This window comes from Propionispora sp. 2/2-37 (assembly GCF_001298735.1).
Lineage (GTDB): Bacteria > Bacillota > Negativicutes > Propionisporales > Propionisporaceae > Propionispora.
Window position 1 is genome coordinate 251,545 of the sequence record NZ_CYSP01000003.1, and the last position, 18,894, is coordinate 270,438.

An 18,894-nucleotide genomic window follows, 5' to 3' on the forward strand; every position below is an offset into this window, starting at 1 on the left:
CCTATTGATTCATATAGTAAGTAAGCCGTTGATAAACAGTGTCATGTTCCAATCCCGCTATCTCGTTCATGATCGATCTATCTTGAAAGATAACGGAAAGTTTGTTCAGCATTTCGATATGTTTTGCGGGATCATCAATGGCCAGCATAAAGATAAACTTTACCAGGACTTCTTCTGCTGCCGCTCCCATCACATGGAACATAACAGGATTTTTTAAGATACAGACGGCAATAACAGCTTTATTGACATGAACTGCGTCCGAATGAGGTATGGCTACGCCGAAGGCTTCTGTCGGCAATCCGGTTGGAAATACTTTTTCCCGTTCAATTACAGCCTGGACATAACTTTCTTTAACGTAGCCCAGTGCGTACATTTTACCGGCAATATATTGTAATATTTCATCCCTGCCACCTATCTCAATATTCCGAAAAATCAATCTCTTGTCAAAGGTATTCCTGACAGGCATTGACAATGGCCTCCTTTATGGCTCTTCCTGATGGTAATTGCACGATCTTCTGAAAATCGGCCTTTACAATAAATCCCAATAGGGAACTTAATGCACTAAAACAATGTTTATCTACCGCCAGCATGACAACGATGTTGACCTGTTTATATTCCCAGAGTATTGGTTCCTTTAACGTAGCTATGGAAATTGCAGATGCAAGAACATGGCTCTCATCGGCATGGGGTATGGCAACTCCGCCGTCTAATTCCGTGGTGAAAATCTCTTCTCTCTGGAATACATCAAGTAAATATTCCGCAGTGACCGCCTTATGCTGAATCAGGCCATTGCATAGAAAAGTAAGAACATCCTTCTTGTTGTTATAGGGTAAATTGATATATATGTTTTGTTCGTCAATCAATCTCTCAAGGGATATAACCGGATTAAAAGGCTCTTGCTTTTTAATAGATTTACAGCTGATAAAACCTTGAAACCGTTTCATGCCTTTCCCCCGGAAAAGCTCTTGCGCATTAAAGAAAGGGATATCGGCAATCACCGGGTCAATGGTTCCGACAATGGCGATAATTTTTCTGTTTCTTTTTATCCTGTTGATTTCGAGATCAATGCGCGGAAATTCCACGATCCCCTTGGTTTCAATATGGAACCGGCTTTCAACATTAGGTATGGCCCGGATTATTTTGTCCTTTATCATTTGGGCCGTGCCGCTCCCGGTAAGGCAAATGGCCAGTATCGTCGGCTTATTGTCATATGTTTTATCCATCTCCGCCCGGCTGCTTTCAATAACCGGAGACAACTCATTATGGATTGACGTCATGATGCTGTCCATATTCATGTCCGGTAAAGTGGTGCGCCGTATGACTTCAATGGCCAATACGGTATCCACCCGTGTATAAGTCCTGGTTTCAATTCCTGTCTCTCTGGTGATCAATTCACCAAAATAAGCCAGCGAGCCCATATCAACAAGAGTGATAATACCTTTCCCTTCATCGATTTCTTTTGCTGTTTTTATAGCATCATTTAAGGTTTCCTGCGGACTTTTATCCAGATTCATATCCAGGGCCCTGACATGCTTCATCATCCCCAATAGTTTATTGACAACCTCCACTACCGCACTGGCAACTCTGCCATGGGCAATAATTAAAACACCGACTTTAGGCAAATGATGTACGTCTTTTCGCCAACCGGAATTAAGGTAGATGGCAATGAAGCCCAGTTCCTCCTCCGGTAAAGCGATATGATAGCACTGCTCCAGATAACCGGAAATTTCACGTGCTGCGGAGAACTCCTGAGGATAGTTCTTAATGATCTCACCTAAGTTATTGTTCTGGATCTTTTTACCGTCTTTTAAGCGGCTAAGGGTGGATTTTAGATGAATGGCCAGGCTGAATTTCAGGTTAACATCAAGCTCGCCTAACCGCCGGGCAGCAATTGCCAGTATTTCTTCTGTTAATGACACAATTTGCTTGCCCACAACAGAAAGCAATTCCCGGATATCCATATCACCGCTCTTCACAGTTCTGATATATTGCTGTATTTTGACTTCCACTTCCCCGCCAACAATCCGGTTGATTGATTCAACCTCAATTCCTTCGGCTAACAGGGCTACATACCTTTCTTCCGTATATTTGTATATTCCCGCCGGAAATTGGTACAGACTGTCATTGCTTCTTAATTCATTGACATTGGCATCCGGTGATACTTCCACATCACCGGTCACATATCTGTCTATTTTTTCGCGGTGACTGCGGATATCAATCAGACCTTGCATAACATAGTCCGGGACTTCCAGCATGCTGATAACCACATTTTCGCTCTGACTCGACAGACGGTTTAACAAACCTCTGGCGCAAGCCACTTGGATATCACTGCGTAATTGTCCCAGATTGCCATGGCATTGATATAACAACAACGCTTTATACACATCTGCTTTTACATAAATGGGGGCCCCAATCCGCCTTGCCTCATCAACTAAAAAATTAGTAATGATATGATGTCTTTCGACCAAAGGCCGGGAATTCAAATCCGGTATTTCAATCACCATAGGCACACGCCTTTTAAAGGTTGTTAACAGATACGAGTCCAACGGTTCTGAAGTCGCACTGATCAACATCACCCGGATAGGAGTAGACAGTTTCGTTTCCCCCAGCCGCCGGATTTTTCCCTTATCAATCAATTGAAATAAGATTTCCTGTCCTTCGTGCGGCAGCCTGTGTATTTCATCGATAAAGAGCATTCCACCGTTCGCTTTTTCCACCAGTCCTGCCTTGTCCGTATCGGCACCAGTAAATGCACCTTTGATATGCCCAAAGAGCTGCGATAACAACAATTGCTGATTTTCCGCATAATCCGCCGCATTGAAGACAACGAAGGGAGATGCCTGCTCAAATACACCGGAAGCAACGGCAAATTCATACATACATTCGGCCAACTCACTTTTTCCCACTCCCGTCGGCCCGGTAATGATGGTGTGTAAACCATGCGGCGGATAAAGGACGGCGGCCTTTGCCAATTGAATTATGGCTTTTAAACTACGGTTGTAACCGACTAGCCGCGAAAAAACATCTCTGTACTCTGACTGCGGAGCACATGGATTCACACCGGGCTGCCCCACGCCTTCAGAGAGACCTCTTTTCACTGTACCGGCTCGAATGTCTTCAGTATATTTTGTTACCGTACACCTTGAAACTTCATAGCCTGCTTGGTTTACTCTTCTGGTCAAGTCCATCATATTGTCATTCGGATATTTTTTCAGCAAATTGACAATTGCCTGTAATAACCCCTCCTTTCTCCGCTGCCGCGAATTACCAATCCCCAGATGATTCCTCAGGATAGTCGCTTCCTCCCGGCGGATACCCAATCTTCCGGCAATTTCGGTGTCCGTCAGCGGATTCCTGCTATCCTCTTTCCGGATCAACTTTTGCAGTTTTTCTTTCATAACTTCTCCCCTCACCCTTACATAAAGCAAGTTATATGCCAAATGATGATTTTTCTGTTCCCTGTCTTTCTCCGGACCAGATAAATCCAAGACAAATTCATTTTTCAACTAAACAAAAAAAACATCCTGCGCATACCAAAACCACAAATTTTGCTTTGTATAGTACACAAAAGTTTCACAAGGTTTCTGATTTTATATAATTAAGTAACGTTACTCAGATTTCAAACATATAAGAAATACTGTAAAAGCGAGCAACACCTAATCTGAACTATTTACAAGTCCGAACAGGGTGCTACTCGCTTTGGCTATATTTCTGGATTTACGCCGGGACCTCCTGCAAAAATTCAGGTAACGATATGGCGGCACCAACATTTTTCACCAAAAGAAGACGGCGAACCGTCCCCGATTTTCAAAGCTTGTTCAAAGATCGGTGTATTATCCTGATTCAGGAATTATGATCTGCGGAGGTATATTGTGGAAATTAAACTGGATAATGAAAAACAGGCGGAATTAGTGCAAAAGATTCAAAGATTCTTTTTAGAGGAAAAAAACGAAGAAATTGACGAAAATCAAGCGGTCCATTTTCTTCGGTTCATGCTGCAGGAAACCGGATATTATCTCTATTCGCAGGCCTTGGAGGACAGCCATTTATTTATCGCGCAAAAAATTGAAAATATCCTTGGGATTAAAAGAAATCCGGTACAATGAACCGTCCGTCAAGCTATCGGATGGTTGGCTATAAGTACCATTGCCAGATAAGCTGTGATCGTTTATAATAAATATCCGATAACAAACTTAAAGAGTATACGAGGGAACGCTGTACATTGTGCAGAGGAAAGTCCGGACAGGCACGGGCTGCGATGCCCGTAGTGATTGCGCGTGACCTAAGAAGTCACGGAAGGAAGCTCATTCCTTACGGCGGCAAAACCGACTCTGTCTGAGTTGGCGGTAGCCTGAAAGTGCCACAGAAACGAAACGTTCCGGCGACGGAACGATGCAAGGGTAAACCCCGCAAGCCTGAAACTCAAATTACGGTAGAGGAACCCTAGGAAGGGAATAAAACCAGATTAGGGCGCATGAAACTGCGAGATAAATGTTTCCTAAAACAGAATCCGGCTTACGGTAGCTTTTTAAGTATTGGTAAAAGACCTAACGGACAAGTTGGGTCAACTGGCTTTATATATGAAAATCAACCAAAACCGCTATCTGCTCCTTGGCAAATAGCGGTTTTCCATGTTATTTTGTATCATAAGCTATAGTCCCTTATTCATTCATCCCTACATATACATCCACCGGAATATCGTCAACAGAAAACTTCACCAAAATAGTTTGAGGAACAGGCAGTTTGACTACTCCACCTGAGCCTAACAGCACAGCCGGCGGTGAAATGTCAAGGCCGGCCATCCCTGCCTGGCTAAAACTGGTACAGGCATTGGCACAAACCATATTTCCCATTTCCGATATCGTACTTTGCGCCATAGCATCCAGTTCGGTTACCGGCATACCCATCATCATGGCGGAAGCAAAACGTTTAGCCCCATCAACATCCATTCCGACTAAAACCGTTCCCTTTACTGCGCCTACAATTCCAATGCTGACCATAACACCACTATTGACGACCATCGACTCTGCAAGCGATACAGTTCCTTTCTGGATTTGCTGAAAGCCGATCTGCGGCAAAACATTAGAAAAAGCTAAAAGCACTGAATTGATAAAATTAGCATCCATAAATTTCTACCCTTTCTCCGGGCGTATAGTAAGGCTTTTTCGGCGACAAGAAAGCACAAAAAAATCGCCAGATTGTATGTGTTGCCACTCTGACGAATGAGTTCATTATAACAGCAACCTGGCAATCATAGATAATTTATCTTTAGATCCATAGCTTTGCGTCCTTACCTTTCGATAAGTTTGCCAATATGTATTTGCCAGCCGGTACAGTGACTACTGGTAACGATGAGTTTGATTTACTGAAAACGCGCCCTTCTTTGATAGTATAAAACATTCGAATGCCATTATGCAACAAAAATGTAAACCATTGTACTCCAAAATACAATGGTTTACAGCAAAAAACTTATTTCCCCATACGGCCATGATACAAACACCACGGCTCTTCCGCCATATAATCCCCCTCATGATAATAAGCAGCCCGTGCACGGCAGCCGCCGCAAATCCGCTTATACTCACAGGAACCACAGCCGCCCTCATATTCTAAAGTCCTAAGTTTTTGAAATACCTCGTTGTTGCGCCAGATCTCATCAAAAGGAGTTTCTCTGACATCTCCCAGGGGAATGTTAAGGTAAGCACAAGGCTGTACTTTACCCTTGGGGCTGATAATGCAGTAGGAAGTACCGGCCAGACAGCCGCGGCCAAACCGCAGCTTCATGCCCATCTGTCTGGCAATACGCATAAACTGTGGCGCACAGGTGGGTTTGAGCTCAATATCAACCTGCTGCTGTTTTTGCAAAATCCGGGTCAGTGTATCCTCATAGGCCTGGGCCCGTAAGGACTCGGCCTCAATGGAAACCGCCCTGCCCGTCGGCACTAAAAAAAAGAAATGATGGGCCACCGCACCTTCCTGGACGGCAAAATCAGTAATGCTTTCTATTTCATGGGCATTCCAATCCATAATCGTAGTATGAATTTGAAAAGCCAGACCGGCTTCCCGGCAATTGCGCATGCCCTGCACCGCCCCCTCCCAGGCTCCGGGGAAACGGCGAAATTCGTTATGTTTTTTTACATCAAGGGAATCAAGGGATATACCCATCCCCATAGCCCCGGCCTGTTTCAATGCTCTGGCCATTTCCGGCGTGATCAGGGTGCCGTTAGTGCCAAACACCGGGCGTAAGCCTAAAGAAGTCGCATGAGCGACCAATTCGACAATATCAGGACGCGTCAGTGGTTCGCCACCACTGAAAATCATGATTTTAAAACCCGCCCGGGCAATCTGCCCCAGCAGAATTTTGGCTTCCGAGGTGCTTAGCTCCTCATCTGCCCTGCAGCCGGCGTCACGATAACAGTGATCGCAATACATATTGCAGGCATTTGTCGTATTCCAGGAAATAATCATCCGGCATTCTCCTTTAGTAAGCCGATTTCCTCGTCGCTAAAATAGCAGGCAGGATCAGACTCCCAGAAGTCGCCTGTTACGGCCTCAGCCCGGGTACGGAAATTACCGTTGCAATTTGGAAGAAAACGGCACAGAGAACATCGCCCTTTCAACAGCGGTTTGCGGTCTTTCAGTCCGGCAAGAACGGGATGACTCAAATCCGTCCAAATATCGCCGAATTTACGTTCCCGGACATTGCCGAAAGTATGATGCTGCGTAAATTGGTCCGGATGGACAAAGCCCCAGGGATCAACCTCGGCAAAAGCAATACCCGAACGATTGCCTCCGTTTAAGGAAATCAGCCCTTTAATCCGTTCGGCCAGGACATAATTTTTTTCCTCAAGCGCTTTCAAATACAAATAGATACCGTCACAATGATTGTCTACCGTCAAAATCTCCTTAACCAGCCCGCGCGCTTCGAAATCGCGGGCCCGGCGGATAATGATATCCATTGCCTGACGCGACTCGGCAGGCGTCACATCCTCATCCACCATCCGGTTGCCCCGTCCGGAGTATACCAAATGATAAAAACAAACACGGTCAATATTTTCTTCTTCAATAAAGTCAAAAATCCGATCAAGTTCCTGAAGGTTATGACGATTGATGGTAAACCGCAATCCCACCCGCTGACCGACAGCAACACAGTTTTGTATTCCCTGCATGGCAGCGGCGAATGCGCCTGGTTTGCCGCGAAACTTATCGTTCACTTCCCGCAGACCGTCCAGCGAGATTCCAACATAGCCCACGCCAATCTCCTTGATACGCCGGGCAACTTCCGGTGTAATTAAGGTGCCATTGGTCGACAGGGTGGGCCGGATTCCTCTATCCGCCGCATAGGCCGCCAATTCAAAAAAATCCGGCCGGATCAGCGGTTCTCCACCGGAAAACAGCAAGACCGGCACTTTAAACTCAGCCAAATCCGCAATGAATTGCCTGGCTTCACCGGTAGTCAATTCCCCCTGATATTTTTGTGCATCCGAATCCATATAGCAGTGGCGACAGGTAAGATTGCAGGTTCTGGTGGAATTCCATACAACAACCGGCCCCGCACCGCTGGTAACGCCATGACGCGTCCCCCGGGAAGTCGGATTGTAACGCAGCGAATCACCAAAATAATCAGTCGCAAAAAGCAGTTTGGTTACACTTATCATTCTATATCCTCCACTAACACATCGTTTTCACTTATCACGTAACATATGTAAAATTAAGAATCGTATTCATAAGTGAATCGCGTTCATTATTAATTGTAGTGTATCATGCTTATGCGGACCGGTCAATCCATCCCGATAATTCTGTAAATTTTAAAAATCTTCTGCCAGCTTTCAGCCTCCCGCCGTATCTGTCAAGAGCTTTGAACGACAATCCCGGCTAATACCATTTTCAGCTTATATTCCACATTCTCCATAAACGGCATTGGCAGGCTGCTGAAGGAAGCCGTCTGAAAAATGGCGTGAAACATCTCGGTAACGATTTCCGCAGGGATATCCTGGCGAAATTCTCCGCTACGCTGCCCCTTCCGGATAATCGTTAAAAAGATGCTCCGGAAGGTTAGCCGGCTGTGCGGCGCTGCCGGCATTTTATTTCCGGCACCTTTATGACCGGCGCTTAAAAACAGGGGCAATACAAAACGATGTTCACTGAGGATCCGTCCGGTAAGCAAAAATACTTCCGTCAAAATTTCCGATGCGTTTTTTGGCTCCTGTGCCAGCTTCAAATATTCCTGATTGATTTTTGACGTAATTTCGGCCAGAAAAAACTCCAGAATATCTTCTTTTGATTGAAAATAATTATAAAAAGTGCCCAGACCCAGATCGGCTTCATTCATTATCTCGGCAATGGAAGTTTCGCTATACCCTTTTTGAATAAACAAAGTCACAGCCGCTTCAATAATTGCTTTTTTGGAATTCAATTTTTTTCTTTCCCGGCGATTTAATGAATTAACCATGGAAAAATTCCTCCTATAAAAACCTCACAAACCCTTACCGTCTTAATTATACCGGATCTCCTTAAGAATACAATAAAAAACTCCCGACAACAGTCCAATGGACGTTTACAGGAGCTGATACCATACATATTACAAATTATCCGGTCTTGCACTATCGTAAAGGAACAAATTTGATTTCGCCGTCCTGCACATAAAGGGAAACAAACTGCTGTGGATCAGTAACATTTTTAGTGACCGACCCTATCGACACCCGTGTCCCTTGATGGAGAAACCCGGACACGCGTACTCTTCCCGGTTTAAGCGAATAAAGTAATTGTTCGATGCCGGCCTTCCGCTGCTTGATAGCTTCCAGACGTTCCGATACATCATTAAAATCGTTCTGGTATTTTTCATACCGCTCTTTTTTTCCTGCATCCGTATGAGCACCCTGATTACGAATGTAGGCAAGCGAAGAGTTTATTGTCTCATATAACGCATCCGTCTTTTTTCTCTCCATTTCCAGTGTAAGCAGTTCATCCTTTAAAAACGGGTTAAGGGCCACCTCCACCTCGGTATTAACGCCCGATGGATTGCCAACGGTAACAGCCCGGATTTCCTCACCGGCAGAAATACGCCCGCCGCGCACAAGACCGCGTTTGCCCTCAATGACAACCCGGCTGCCGGCAAATACCGAACTATTTAGCACCACATCACCGATGAATATCTCGCGGTCGGCATATACTGTAGCATTCTCAATAAAGTTAGCCACCAGCCGTTCCCGCGCTTTGATGATGCTCTTTTTCATCCCCTGAATCCCCTTATGGATTAAAATGCTCTGTCCCTCCACCATGCCGCCGCAAATGGAACCGAATATTTCGACATTCCCTCCTGCTTTTACCGAGAAGTCTTCCTGAATCGAACCGTTAATAATCACGCTGCCTTTAAAATCAATATTACCTGTAGAATAGTCAACATCTCCGTCGATCCTAATGACCGGCACCACCTCCATCCGCCTGCCGGCGAGAGCCTGCAGATGGCCGTCAATCGCCGCCAGCAGGCGGTTTCCAGCAACGACTACATTTTTACCAGCGGGCAGGCGAAGGTCACGCCCCGGTTTTGCCGGAACCGGCAGACCAAACACATCCGTCCCCGGTATGCCGGGAGTAGCCGGAATTTTTTCAGCTAACACCTGCCCTCTCTCCACGCAGAGAAAACTGTGAATATCCTTGAAATCAACCCTGCCGTCTTCCAGTTCTACCGGTTTCCCCTGACTGTCGGGATCAACATGATACGCTAGGCAAGCATCCGTACCACTGACCGAAAATGTGCCGCTGGCGCAAAGAATATTTTTCCCCGCACCGGTCACCACGAGATGCTCAAGTACTGATTCATCAATCCCATATACAACGCCTTCTTCTTTCAGGCGGTTGAGAAGCATCTCCCGTGTCACCGGCAAAGCCCCCGGGGGAACGGCAACATCAATCCTGGCCTCCATATGGTCGGGACGCACCTTAACCCGGATATGAGGCATCACCGGGGCCTCCGGGACCGAATAAGCGACCAATACCGGCTGACCGATCGCTTCATGAATGACCCTGCCAATAAAATCTCGGTCAAAGTCCCTGCAGTGACGCTCCAGCAAATTCTGAATAATATCGCTTTTACGGACCGGTACCCCTCCGTTGGCTGGCGACCATACACTGACATAAATTCCGGTATCGTTGGCCGTAATCTCATAACGCCCATCCACCGCATCTTGTGAATTAACAATTAGCACCGGTTTACCAATGGCCTCCCGGATAACCGTGCCGATAAAAGCCCGGTCAAAATCCTTACAATTACGTCCCAGCAAATCCTGCACAATACTGGCCGTACTGACCGGCATCCCGCCATTGGCCGGCCCCCAAACACTGACATAAACCCCCGTGTCATTGGTGGTAATTTCATAACGACCATTTTGGGGCACCAAAAAACCTGCATCTTTCATATCATCACCACTTCAGCATTAATCCGTACAAATCTTTTTAATCCCGGCTGTCAGCCACCGCCGCGAAAATTCCGCCGCTACCCGCAGCAGCTAAAACTGTCGCAATCTCCGGTGGACAAAAAGATCAAAGAAAATATAAATTATTTTTATATCTGCCACAAATTTCAAAAATCCTTCCCAGTCAACCATAATTTTTATGTTTTACATAAATTTTTTTGATTTTTTTTAGTCCTAAAATAGAAATCCTCTTTTTCACAGGGCGAATATAGAACAAAAACCAGCAAACAACCGGCAGTAAATCCGGATGTCAATATGTCTACATAACTTTCGGCTGCACCGGAGCAGCTATTCGTTTATGCCTATCACGCAGGGACGGTTCTGTCGCTTCTAAAAAAAGACCGGTTGAGTGAAAAAACTCCATCATAACCGGTCTATAATGCTTAATTTATACAACTAAGGATGCCGTCAGAAACTATTCTTGTTAGATTTTAGCCTTCCGGAAACCGTCATGTTTAAAATGACGTTAAGAATTACCGCAGTCAAAGCACCGGTAACAATGCCATTTTCAAAAAACATCTTAAGCAACGGCGGAAACTGGGCAAACAAATTGGGAACAACGGTAACCCCCAGCCCCAGCGTAACGGAACAGGCGATAACCAACAAATTTTCATTACTGGAAAAGTCTACCTTGCTGAGCATTTTAATGCCGGAGGCAACCACGATGCCAAACATTGCAATCATGGCTCCGCCTAAAACGGCATTGGGAATGATCATCGCCAACGCAGCAAACTTCGGGATAAAGCCAAGCAAAATCAGCATAAAACCGGCAACAATTGTCACCCTGGCCGTTTTAGAATTGGACAGCTGCACCAGTCCGACATTCTGGGAAAACGTGGTATAAGGAAAGGAATTAAAAAATCCGCCCAATATAACAGCCAGTCCTTCAGCCCGGTACCCACGGGTCAAATCGGCTTCCGCCACTTCCTGTTTACAAATTTCCCCCAGTGCCATAAATACGCCGGCAGACTCTATCATACTGACAATAGCAACAATAATCATAGTCAGAATGGCACTTGGTTCAAAAACCGGCGTTCCAAAATACAGGGGAGTAATTAGATGCAGCCAGGAAGCCTGCGTAACATTTTCCAAAGAAACCGTGCCCATCAGCCCGGCTGCCAGTGTCCCGGCAATTAATCCCAATAGTACGGAAATGGAACGAATAAATCCCTGGGTAAAGCGATTCAATAAAATAATAAATAATAACACCCCAAAAGCCAATCCGAAATTGGATAATGCGCCAAAATCAGGACTGCCGATACCGCCGGCCATATTATTAATGGCTACCGGCACCAAGGTAACGCCAATGATCGTTACTACCGAACCGGTTACTACCGGCGGGAAAAATTTAACAAGCTTAGAAAAATAATTAGCAATAAGAACAACAAACAAGCCGGAACAAATAATGGAGCCATACATCGCCTGCAAACCGTATTGACCACCAATGCTGATCATCGGAAATACGGCCGTGAACGTACAGCCAAGGACAACCGGTAAGCCAATCCCGAAAAAAGGATTACGCCATGCCTGCAATAATGTGGCAATGCCGGATGTCAATAAGTCGGCTGCAATAATATAGCCCATTTGCGCAGCATTCAGCTTTAACGCTCCGCCGACAATAAGCGGCACAATAATGGCGCCGGCATACATTGCCAGCACATGCTGAGCGCCAAGCAGCAAGGTTTTTCCCTTAGAGCTTTCCATAATAACCCCCTGTGTGTTTTTTTATAAAAAGTTAACTTTGCCATTAGAAAAGGACGCAATTTTTGCCAAAGACTCAACACGGTATCCGGCCTGTTTTAATTTCCCGGCTCCCGGCTGAAAGGATTTTTCAATAACAATGCCAATACCCGTTACACTGGCGCCGGCCTGGTGAACAATATTGGCCAAGCCTAAAGCGGCCTCTCCGTTGGCCAAAAAATCATCAATAATAAGTACCTTGTCACTGGCATGAAGGAAACGGCGGTCAACAATAATATCATTGCTTTCCTTTTTAGTAAAGGAATACACTCTGGTGCAATACAAATCATCGGTTGTTACTACCGATTTCTTTTTCCGGGCAAAAACAACGGGTACGTTGAGCGCCAGCCCGGTCATTACCGCCACAGCGATACCGGAAGCTTCAATCGTTACTACTTTCGTAATTGCTTCTCCCTGGAACCGCTTGGCGAACTCTTGCCCCATCTTAAACATAAGCTGCGGGTCAAGTTGATGGTTGAGAAACGAATCCACTTTAAGCAGTGAATCATTCAAAACCTGTCCATCCGTCTGAATTTTTGTTTTCAATAACTCCATCATAACCTCCTGTATTGTGGTGTACAGCGAAAAACAAAAAAGCCCTGACAGGGGACCTTCGCTTTTCGGACTGAGCGAAATTTCCCCGTCAGGGCTTTTATCCCCTCGGTGTAGTGTTAACAGCACTTGTACCACTCGGTCACAACCACTATAAACATTTCATAGTGTGGAACCCTAGGTACACTTTCACCCGTAGACAGGCAATTTACGGTTGCCGGTAGAAACTTCTGGGCCTTATCCCCAAAATTATACGAGAATCTTCACATGTGGATTATTGTAGCAGTCCTAGTCCTCTTATGTCAATAATTCCAAAGCAAAATTCGACTACATTTGCTAAAAAAAATAGCAGAAAAAATTCACAAGAAGAAATTTTACACCTGCATTGCCGGCTGCATTTTCCATACCAGCAACGGCTGACATATAAAGGTAACATTTAGTGAAAAAATGCATAATCTGATTATGAAGGATTATTTAAAGGGGGGATATTGCATGGGATACTATATCACAGTAGAGCCAACTGTAAAAATATTCGTGGAAGATATAAACCCCGGGGGACGGGAAACCCTGCTGTTTATTCACGGCTGGCCGGGAAGCCATAAATTGTTCGAGTATCAGTTCAATCAACTGCCCTGTCAGGGATATCGCTGCATCGGAGTGGATACGAGGGGCTTTGGTGATTCAGATAAACCGTTTAACGGCTATTCCTATGACCGGTTGGCGGATGACATCTTCTGTATTGTAAAGGAACTCGGCCTGCAAAACATTACCCTATGCGGCCACTCCACCGGCGGAGCCATTGCCATCCGTTACATGGCCCGCCACAAAGAATGCGGAGTTGCCAAACTTGCACTATTTGCCGCTGCCGCCCCCAGTCTGATTCAACGGCCCTATTTCCCTTACGGCTTAACCAAAAAAGCAGTTACCGATTTGATCGAGGAAACATATAAGGACCGCCCTCATATGTTGCGGGGATTTGGCGACATGTTTTTCTTCCAGCATGTAACCCAGCCATTTTCCGACTGGTTCTTCCAACTGGGATTGGAGGCCGCAGGCTGGGCAACAGCTAAAATTGCCTACTCCTGGCTGGATGAAGAACGTCTATTTTCCGATATGGGAAAAATAACCGTCCCAACTCTGATTCTACATGGCATTCATGACCAGGTGTGCCACTTCCCCTTGGCAGAAGCCCAGAACAAAGGCATCAAAAACTCCCGGCTTGTACCGTTTTGCTATAGTGGACACGGCTTGTTTTATGATGAACGCGATAAATTCAACCAAGAATTGTCTGCATTTATTGAATCGTAACGGAGGAAGCTGTATTTCATCTATAAAAAACTCCTGAAGTTAATTCCGCAACTTCAAGAGTTTTTTAGATACGCTATATATTTCTCTAGGGAGAAACGGCTTTGGACCTTGTATTGACCACCCCGGTTTTAACTATATTGGCAACCCTTCGTATTACATGATACGCTTCATCCTGCGCTTCAATAAATCCGGTCAGCCCGGTCTTTCTCATTACCGGATATAACTTCCTGTCCGCCGTTGTTATCTCCATAAATACGCGTTTTATGTTTTCCGCCAAACAAGGATCCAAATCACTGCATGCCGCAATAACATCTTTAGGTATATGCTCGCTTTGAGCTAAAATCTTCAACTTTTCTATTGGTAACCCGCGGCTTTTGGCGTCCTCCAATGCCTCTGAATAGGTTCCTCCGGCATCAACGCTCCCGTCTGCCACAGCCTCAATTACCCGGTTATGGTTACCCAAAAAAGCCGTTTCGCCAAAGAAATGCTCAGGGTCTTTGCCTCCATGCAGCAATATGGCGCGGGGATATATATAGCCTGAAGCCGACTGCCTGTCTACAAATGCAAAACGTTTCCCTCGCAAATCTTCTAACGACTGAAAACCGCTGTCGCTACGGGCAATAATATAGCCTGTATAAGCTGCATTACCATTCACTACCGAGTAACCAGCGGTACAATATTCCCCTTGTCTTGCGTTGAAACGTAGGCGAACGGCGAAAACCACCCCAAATCAATGGTACCTTTCAGCAGCGATTTTCCCAATGAATCATAATCAGACACAATAATAACACGAAGCTGAACGCCTATTTTCTCTGCCACTGCTTCTAATATAGGAGTATAGTTTTCTTTGATGTGCTGCGGGTTGGTAAAGGGATTAAAGCCAAAAATAATTTCATCAGTTTTTTTAAAATACGCAGCGACTTCCTGTATCCTGTCGACTGCGGCTGTCATGTGCTTGGCATGGATTAAAAAGTCTTCCATACTTTTCTTCTGCTGAGCAATGCTCTTTAAGGTTTGTTGTGTTCCTCCGGCCACTTCGGCAGTAGCGCCGCCGATACTCGCAACGGCAACAGCCATTTGCCCCGTTGTTCTTTGCTGGTCAGCAGACAGTTGATATAACTTATCAATATTCTGTTCCATTTGCTGCATCCGGGTTACGATGAATTGCATACCTTCCGCTGACTTTTGAGCCATCTCGCTAATCACTTGAATTTTATCTTTTCCGTTTTGCATGCTTACCGTAGCCTTTTTGGTTTTCTGCATAATGTTTTTAACCGTAGCTTCTATCTCACGGCTAAGCACTTCACTTTCATGCGAAAGTTTCCTGACTTCATCGGCTACTACCGCAAACCCCTTCCCGGCATCACCGGCACGGGCAGCCTCAATAGCTGCATTTAATGCCAGTAAATTCGTTTGGCTGGCGACCCCCTGAATCTTACCGACAAATTCACCAATCTTTTTCGATGCAATAATCAGTTCATCCATTGACCCCATTGAAGTATGAAAAACCTCTGCAATTTCCAGCATCCCCCTGCCTGATTCTATGATTTCCTGCTGATTGTTTACCGTTATTTGGTAAGATTTTCGACATTGCTCCAGCGCCTGTTGCGAAGCATCTGCCACTACAGTGGCACTAGCAGCAATTTCCTCTACTCCCGCGGAGGTTTCTACTAAATATAAAATCCTCTCTGCACCCGTTAACACGACCACAAAGAGGATTCTCTTCTGTTTATCCTGCTTTTATTCAATTATCCGACTATTCCCAATAATCACATTTATATCTTACATAATTTCTCTTTTTTTGTCAATGCTTCCAGTATATCAGTAATTACTGTAAAATCACCGCCTTTCTCCGTTCCGCCGGCTGCCGTCAAGACCATGTTTATGCAGTTTCCTTAGTATCGCGGTATGTGATAAGCCCAACGCCGCTCCGAGCCGGCGCGAACTGTGGTATTTACGCAATGCCGCCTGCAAAATTTCGAACTCCGCTTCCTCCATCATTTGCGCCAAAGTGCGCTCTTCCAAGTGATCATAGGATTTGCCGACATTGTCATATTGCAATACGATATGTTCCGATAAAATGCGGTTTCCCTCGACAATGGTAACGGCACGCTCCATAACATTTTCCAATTCCCGGATATTGCCCGGCCAGTTATGGAAACACAGCTTTCTTAAAGCCTTCTCGCTAATTTCATCCACCGTCTTATTGAGCTTATTGGAAAAACGGGCAAGAAAAAAACGGGCAAGCACCGGAATGTCTTCACTGCGTTCACGCAGGGAAGGAATAAACAGCGGAATTACATTTAACCGGTAATACAAATCTTCCCGGAAAAGATCTTTGGCAATCATGTCTTCCAGATTCCGGTTGGTTGCCGCTAAAATGCGGACATCAATTGTAATTTCGCGGCTGTTGCCAATATGCCGCACCTTCTTATCCTGCAATACCCTCAACAGCTTGGCTTGCAGGGAAGCCGATATTTCACCGATTTCATCCAAAAAAATCGTACCGCCGTTGGCCAGTTCAAACAGTCCTTGCTTTCCGCCTTTGGCGGCCCCTGTAAAAGCCCCCTCCTCATAGCCGAACAATTCGCTTTCCAGCAGGGTATCCGGTATGGCGGCGCAATTTAAGGCAATAAAGACATTATTCTTACGCGGTGAAGCGGCATGAAGTGCCCGTGCGAACAGTTCCTTCCCCGTTCCTGTTTCTCCGCGAATAAGCACGGTCGAATCTCCGCGTGCGTATACTTTAGCCATATCTACCACACGTTGCATAATCTTGCTGGTATATATAATTTCTTCGAAAGTAAAAGTCAACTGACCGGTGACTTTATGAATCAATTTACGAACATCGCGGATATCCTTTAAAACAGCCACGGCACCGATAATCAATCCGGACTGGTCTTTTATCGGTCGTCCACTGCTTAAACAATGACTGTTATTTCTGCCAATGACCGTCTCCTTATTGTCGTAGGCCGTACCAAGCCGTAATGTATCCAGCAACGCGGTAGCCTTGGGGAGGATGTCCTGAACCGGTTTGCCGATAGCTTCACCGGCAGTCAATCCCAGAATGGCCTCCGCCGCCGGATTACATTGCGTGATCCGGCAATGAAGGTCGATAGCCAATATGCCTTCACCGGTAGAAGCCAGAACGGCCTTCAGTTGTTCTGATTTTTCCTGATGCGGCATCAAATTAATTTCAAACACGCCCAGCACCCCGGCAATCTGCTGAAAATCACGGATAATTTCTGTCCGAATTGGTTCGGCGACATCTTCAATTTCAAGATAAATGGTTTTCAGTTCCACTTCCATGGAAATAATATTAATCTGACGTGCGGCTAAAATACGTGAAATATCCAAAACTAAGCCGACACGGTCGACATTGGGGATTCTAAGGCGCATCTTCTTTCCTCCAGGTTATCTCCTATTCTCATTCGCTTCTGGAATAAAATGTTTCCGAATGGAAACTTTCTGTTCCGGCATCCGGAATAAAATGTTTCCAAATTTCCCTCATAACTCATTATATACAAAATTTGTTGTCAAAAAAAGAAAAATTAATAGACAGCAGCCGATTAACATGTATAGCATGAAATATTTCATATTTTTTTAATGCCCATTATATTTTGGCACGGTTTTTGCATATCAAACAGATGTATATTCCACTACCTTAATTTTATGGAGGAGATCACTTATGATTATTGGTGTTGTTAAAGAAATCAAAAATAATGAAAACCGCGTGGGTTTGACTCCCGCAGGAGCCGAAGCACTTCATAAAGCCGGCCACACCGTACTGATCGAAAAAAATGCCGGAATAGGCAGCGGCTTTTCTGATGAAGAATATCAAAAAGCAGGCGGGGTGATTGTCAGCGATAAGAAAAGCTTATTTGACAAATCCGAAATGATTATTAAAGTCAAAGAACCTTTAGCTCCTGAATATGAGTTATTCCACGAAGGCCAGATTTTATTTACTTATTTGCATCTGGCTCCTGAGCCGGAATTAACCAAGGCACTGCTCAGCAAAAAAGTAATCGGCATTGCTTATGAAACCATCGAAGGCCCGAACCGTACTTTACCGTTGCTATCGCCAATGAGTGAGGTTGCCGGCCGGATGGCAGTGCAAATCGGCGCCCAGTTTCTGGAAAAGCCCAACGGCGGCAAGGGCGTTCTTTTGGGCGGCGTGCCTGGTGTAGAACCGGCTCAGGTGGTGATTATCGGCGGCGGCATCGTAGGTACTAATGCAGCAAAGGTTGCGGCGGGAATGGGTGCCAGAGTCACGGTCATCGACCGCTCCGCTGAACGTTTAGTATATTTAGACGACATTTTTGGCGGCAGAGTAACCACCGTAATGTCCAACAGCTACAACATTGCGCAATGGGTACGCAAAGCCGATTTACTGGTAGGTGCCGTATTGCTGCCCGGTGCTAAAACTCCTAAACTGGTAACCAAAGACATGGTAAAAACTATGGAACCCGGTTCCGTCATCGTAGACGTTGCTATTGACCAGGGCGGCTCCGTGGAAACCAGCGACCGGATTACCACCCATGACAATCCGACCTACACCCAGTATGGAGTTGTCCATTACGCTGTCGCCAACATGCCGGGGGCCGTTGCCCGCACCTCCACGCTGGCATTGACCAACGCTACCCTGAATTACGCACTGCAGATTGCCGACAAGGGCTATGTACAGGCAGTAAAAGATAATCCCGGCTTGGCCAAAGGTGTCAATGTAATTAACGGAAAACTGACTTACCGCGCAGTAGCCGATGCTTTAGGTATGGAATACACTTCGTTGGAAGACCTTTTAGAATAATCGTAACCTCCTACC

Annotated in this window: 15 protein-coding genes, 1 other RNA gene and 2 riboswitches; of the genes, 4 read left to right on the forward strand and 12 right to left on the reverse strand. The window is 45.6% G+C overall.

Going from position 1 to position 18,894, the window contains the following annotated elements:
- Position 1: 1 nt before the first annotated feature.
- Both P22_RS04550 and P22_RS04555 read right to left on the reverse strand, forming a co-directional pair.
- Entirely contained in the window at positions 2–466 is a 465-nt protein-coding gene (locus tag P22_RS04550; RefSeq protein ID WP_054259023.1) for a PTS sugar transporter subunit IIA, read from the reverse strand.
- Entirely contained in the window at positions 444–3,398 is a 2,955-nt protein-coding gene (locus tag P22_RS04555) for a sigma 54-interacting transcriptional regulator (RefSeq protein WP_054259096.1), read from the reverse strand. Before P22_RS04555 ends, P22_RS04550 begins: the two co-directional genes overlap by 23 nt.
- Before the next feature lie 474 nt (positions 3,399–3,872).
- Between P22_RS04555 and P22_RS04560 the strand changes: the two genes are divergently transcribed.
- Together P22_RS04560 and rnpB are read left to right on the forward strand one after the other, a co-directional pair.
- Positions 3,873–4,106, forward strand: a complete 234-nt coding sequence (locus P22_RS04560) for a DUF2164 family protein (RefSeq protein ID WP_054259024.1) — start codon at positions 3,873–3,875, stop codon at positions 4,104–4,106.
- A 94-nt stretch (positions 4,107–4,200) separates the two neighbouring features.
- Positions 4,201–4,523, forward strand: an RNA gene (gene rnpB / locus P22_RS19895) — RNase P RNA component class B.
- 138 nt (positions 4,524–4,661) lie between these two features.
- Here rnpB and P22_RS04565 read toward each other — a convergent pair.
- The 7 genes from P22_RS04565 to P22_RS04595 all read right to left on the reverse strand — a co-directional run bounded on the left by P22_RS04565 (position 4,662) and on the right by P22_RS04595 (position 12,767).
- On the reverse strand, positions 4,662–5,126 hold the full coding sequence (locus tag P22_RS04565; RefSeq protein ID WP_054259025.1) for a chemotaxis protein CheX: 465 nt from the start codon (positions 5,124–5,126) through the stop codon (positions 4,662–4,664).
- A gap of 109 nt (positions 5,127–5,235) precedes the next feature.
- A riboswitch (cyclic di-GMP riboswitch) is annotated at positions 5,236–5,321 on the reverse strand.
- Between the two features lie 148 nt (positions 5,322–5,469).
- The gene (nirJ2, locus tag P22_RS04570) at positions 5,470–6,465 is read right to left on the reverse strand and encodes a putative heme d1 biosynthesis radical SAM protein NirJ2 (RefSeq protein ID WP_054259026.1); all 996 of its coding nucleotides are present in this window, start codon (positions 6,463–6,465) and stop codon (positions 5,470–5,472) included.
- A complete protein-coding gene (gene nirJ1 / locus P22_RS04575) occupies positions 6,462–7,655 on the reverse strand; it encodes a putative heme d1 biosynthesis radical SAM protein NirJ1 (RefSeq protein WP_054259027.1) in 1,194 nt (397 codons plus the stop codon). Before nirJ1 ends, nirJ2 begins: the two co-directional genes overlap by 4 nt.
- 191 nt (positions 7,656–7,846) lie before the next feature.
- Positions 7,847–8,449 carry a TetR/AcrR family transcriptional regulator gene (locus tag P22_RS04580; protein ID WP_054259028.1) on the reverse strand — a complete coding sequence of 201 codons (603 nt, stop codon included), beginning with the start codon at positions 8,447–8,449 and terminating at the stop codon, positions 7,847–7,849.
- 151 nt (positions 8,450–8,600) lie between these two features.
- On the reverse strand, positions 8,601–10,415 hold the full coding sequence (locus P22_RS04585) for a DUF342 domain-containing protein (RefSeq protein ID WP_054259029.1): 1,815 nt from the start codon (positions 10,413–10,415) through the stop codon (positions 8,601–8,603).
- A gap of 465 nt (positions 10,416–10,880) precedes the next feature.
- Complete coding sequence (locus P22_RS04590) at positions 10,881–12,176, reverse strand: nucleobase:cation symporter-2 family protein (protein ID WP_054259030.1); 1,296 nt, start codon at positions 12,174–12,176, stop codon at positions 10,881–10,883.
- A 21-nt stretch (positions 12,177–12,197) separates the two neighbouring features.
- Positions 12,198–12,767 (reverse strand): xanthine phosphoribosyltransferase, encoded by a 570-nt coding sequence (locus tag P22_RS04595; RefSeq protein WP_054259031.1) that lies wholly within the window; start codon positions 12,765–12,767, stop codon positions 12,198–12,200.
- A gap of 173 nt (positions 12,768–12,940) precedes the next feature.
- A riboswitch (purine riboswitch) is annotated at positions 12,941–13,041 on the reverse strand.
- Positions 13,042–13,256: 215 nt separating this feature from the next.
- Between P22_RS04595 and P22_RS04600 the strand changes: the two genes are divergently transcribed.
- Positions 13,257–14,072 carry an alpha/beta fold hydrolase gene (locus P22_RS04600; protein ID WP_054259032.1) on the forward strand — a complete coding sequence of 272 codons (816 nt, stop codon included), beginning with the start codon at positions 13,257–13,259 and terminating at the stop codon, positions 14,070–14,072.
- A gap of 85 nt (positions 14,073–14,157) precedes the next feature.
- Here P22_RS04600 and P22_RS21340 read toward each other — a convergent pair whose 3' ends face one another.
- The 3 genes from P22_RS21340 to P22_RS04615 all read right to left on the reverse strand — a co-directional run bounded on the left by P22_RS21340 (position 14,158) and on the right by P22_RS04615 (position 17,471).
- The gene (locus tag P22_RS21340; RefSeq protein ID WP_054259033.1) at positions 14,158–14,727 is read right to left on the reverse strand and encodes a phosphate/phosphite/phosphonate ABC transporter substrate-binding protein; all 570 of its coding nucleotides are present in this window, start codon (positions 14,725–14,727) and stop codon (positions 14,158–14,160) included.
- Positions 14,727–15,782, reverse strand: coding sequence for a methyl-accepting chemotaxis protein (locus P22_RS21345; protein ID WP_054259034.1), 1,056 nt, complete (start codon positions 15,780–15,782; stop codon positions 14,727–14,729). The genes P22_RS21340 and P22_RS21345 overlap by 1 nt, the downstream gene beginning before the upstream one ends.
- A 129-nt stretch (positions 15,783–15,911) precedes the next feature.
- Positions 15,912–17,471 carry a sigma 54-interacting transcriptional regulator gene (locus P22_RS04615; RefSeq protein WP_054259035.1) on the reverse strand — a complete coding sequence of 520 codons (1,560 nt, stop codon included), beginning with the start codon at positions 17,469–17,471 and terminating at the stop codon, positions 15,912–15,914.
- 289 nt (positions 17,472–17,760) lie between these two features.
- On the opposite strand from P22_RS04615, the gene ald reads away from it, so the two are divergent.
- A complete protein-coding gene (gene ald, locus P22_RS04620; RefSeq protein WP_054259036.1) occupies positions 17,761–18,879 on the forward strand; it encodes an alanine dehydrogenase in 1,119 nt (372 codons plus the stop codon).
- Positions 18,880–18,894: the final 15 nt, after the last annotated feature.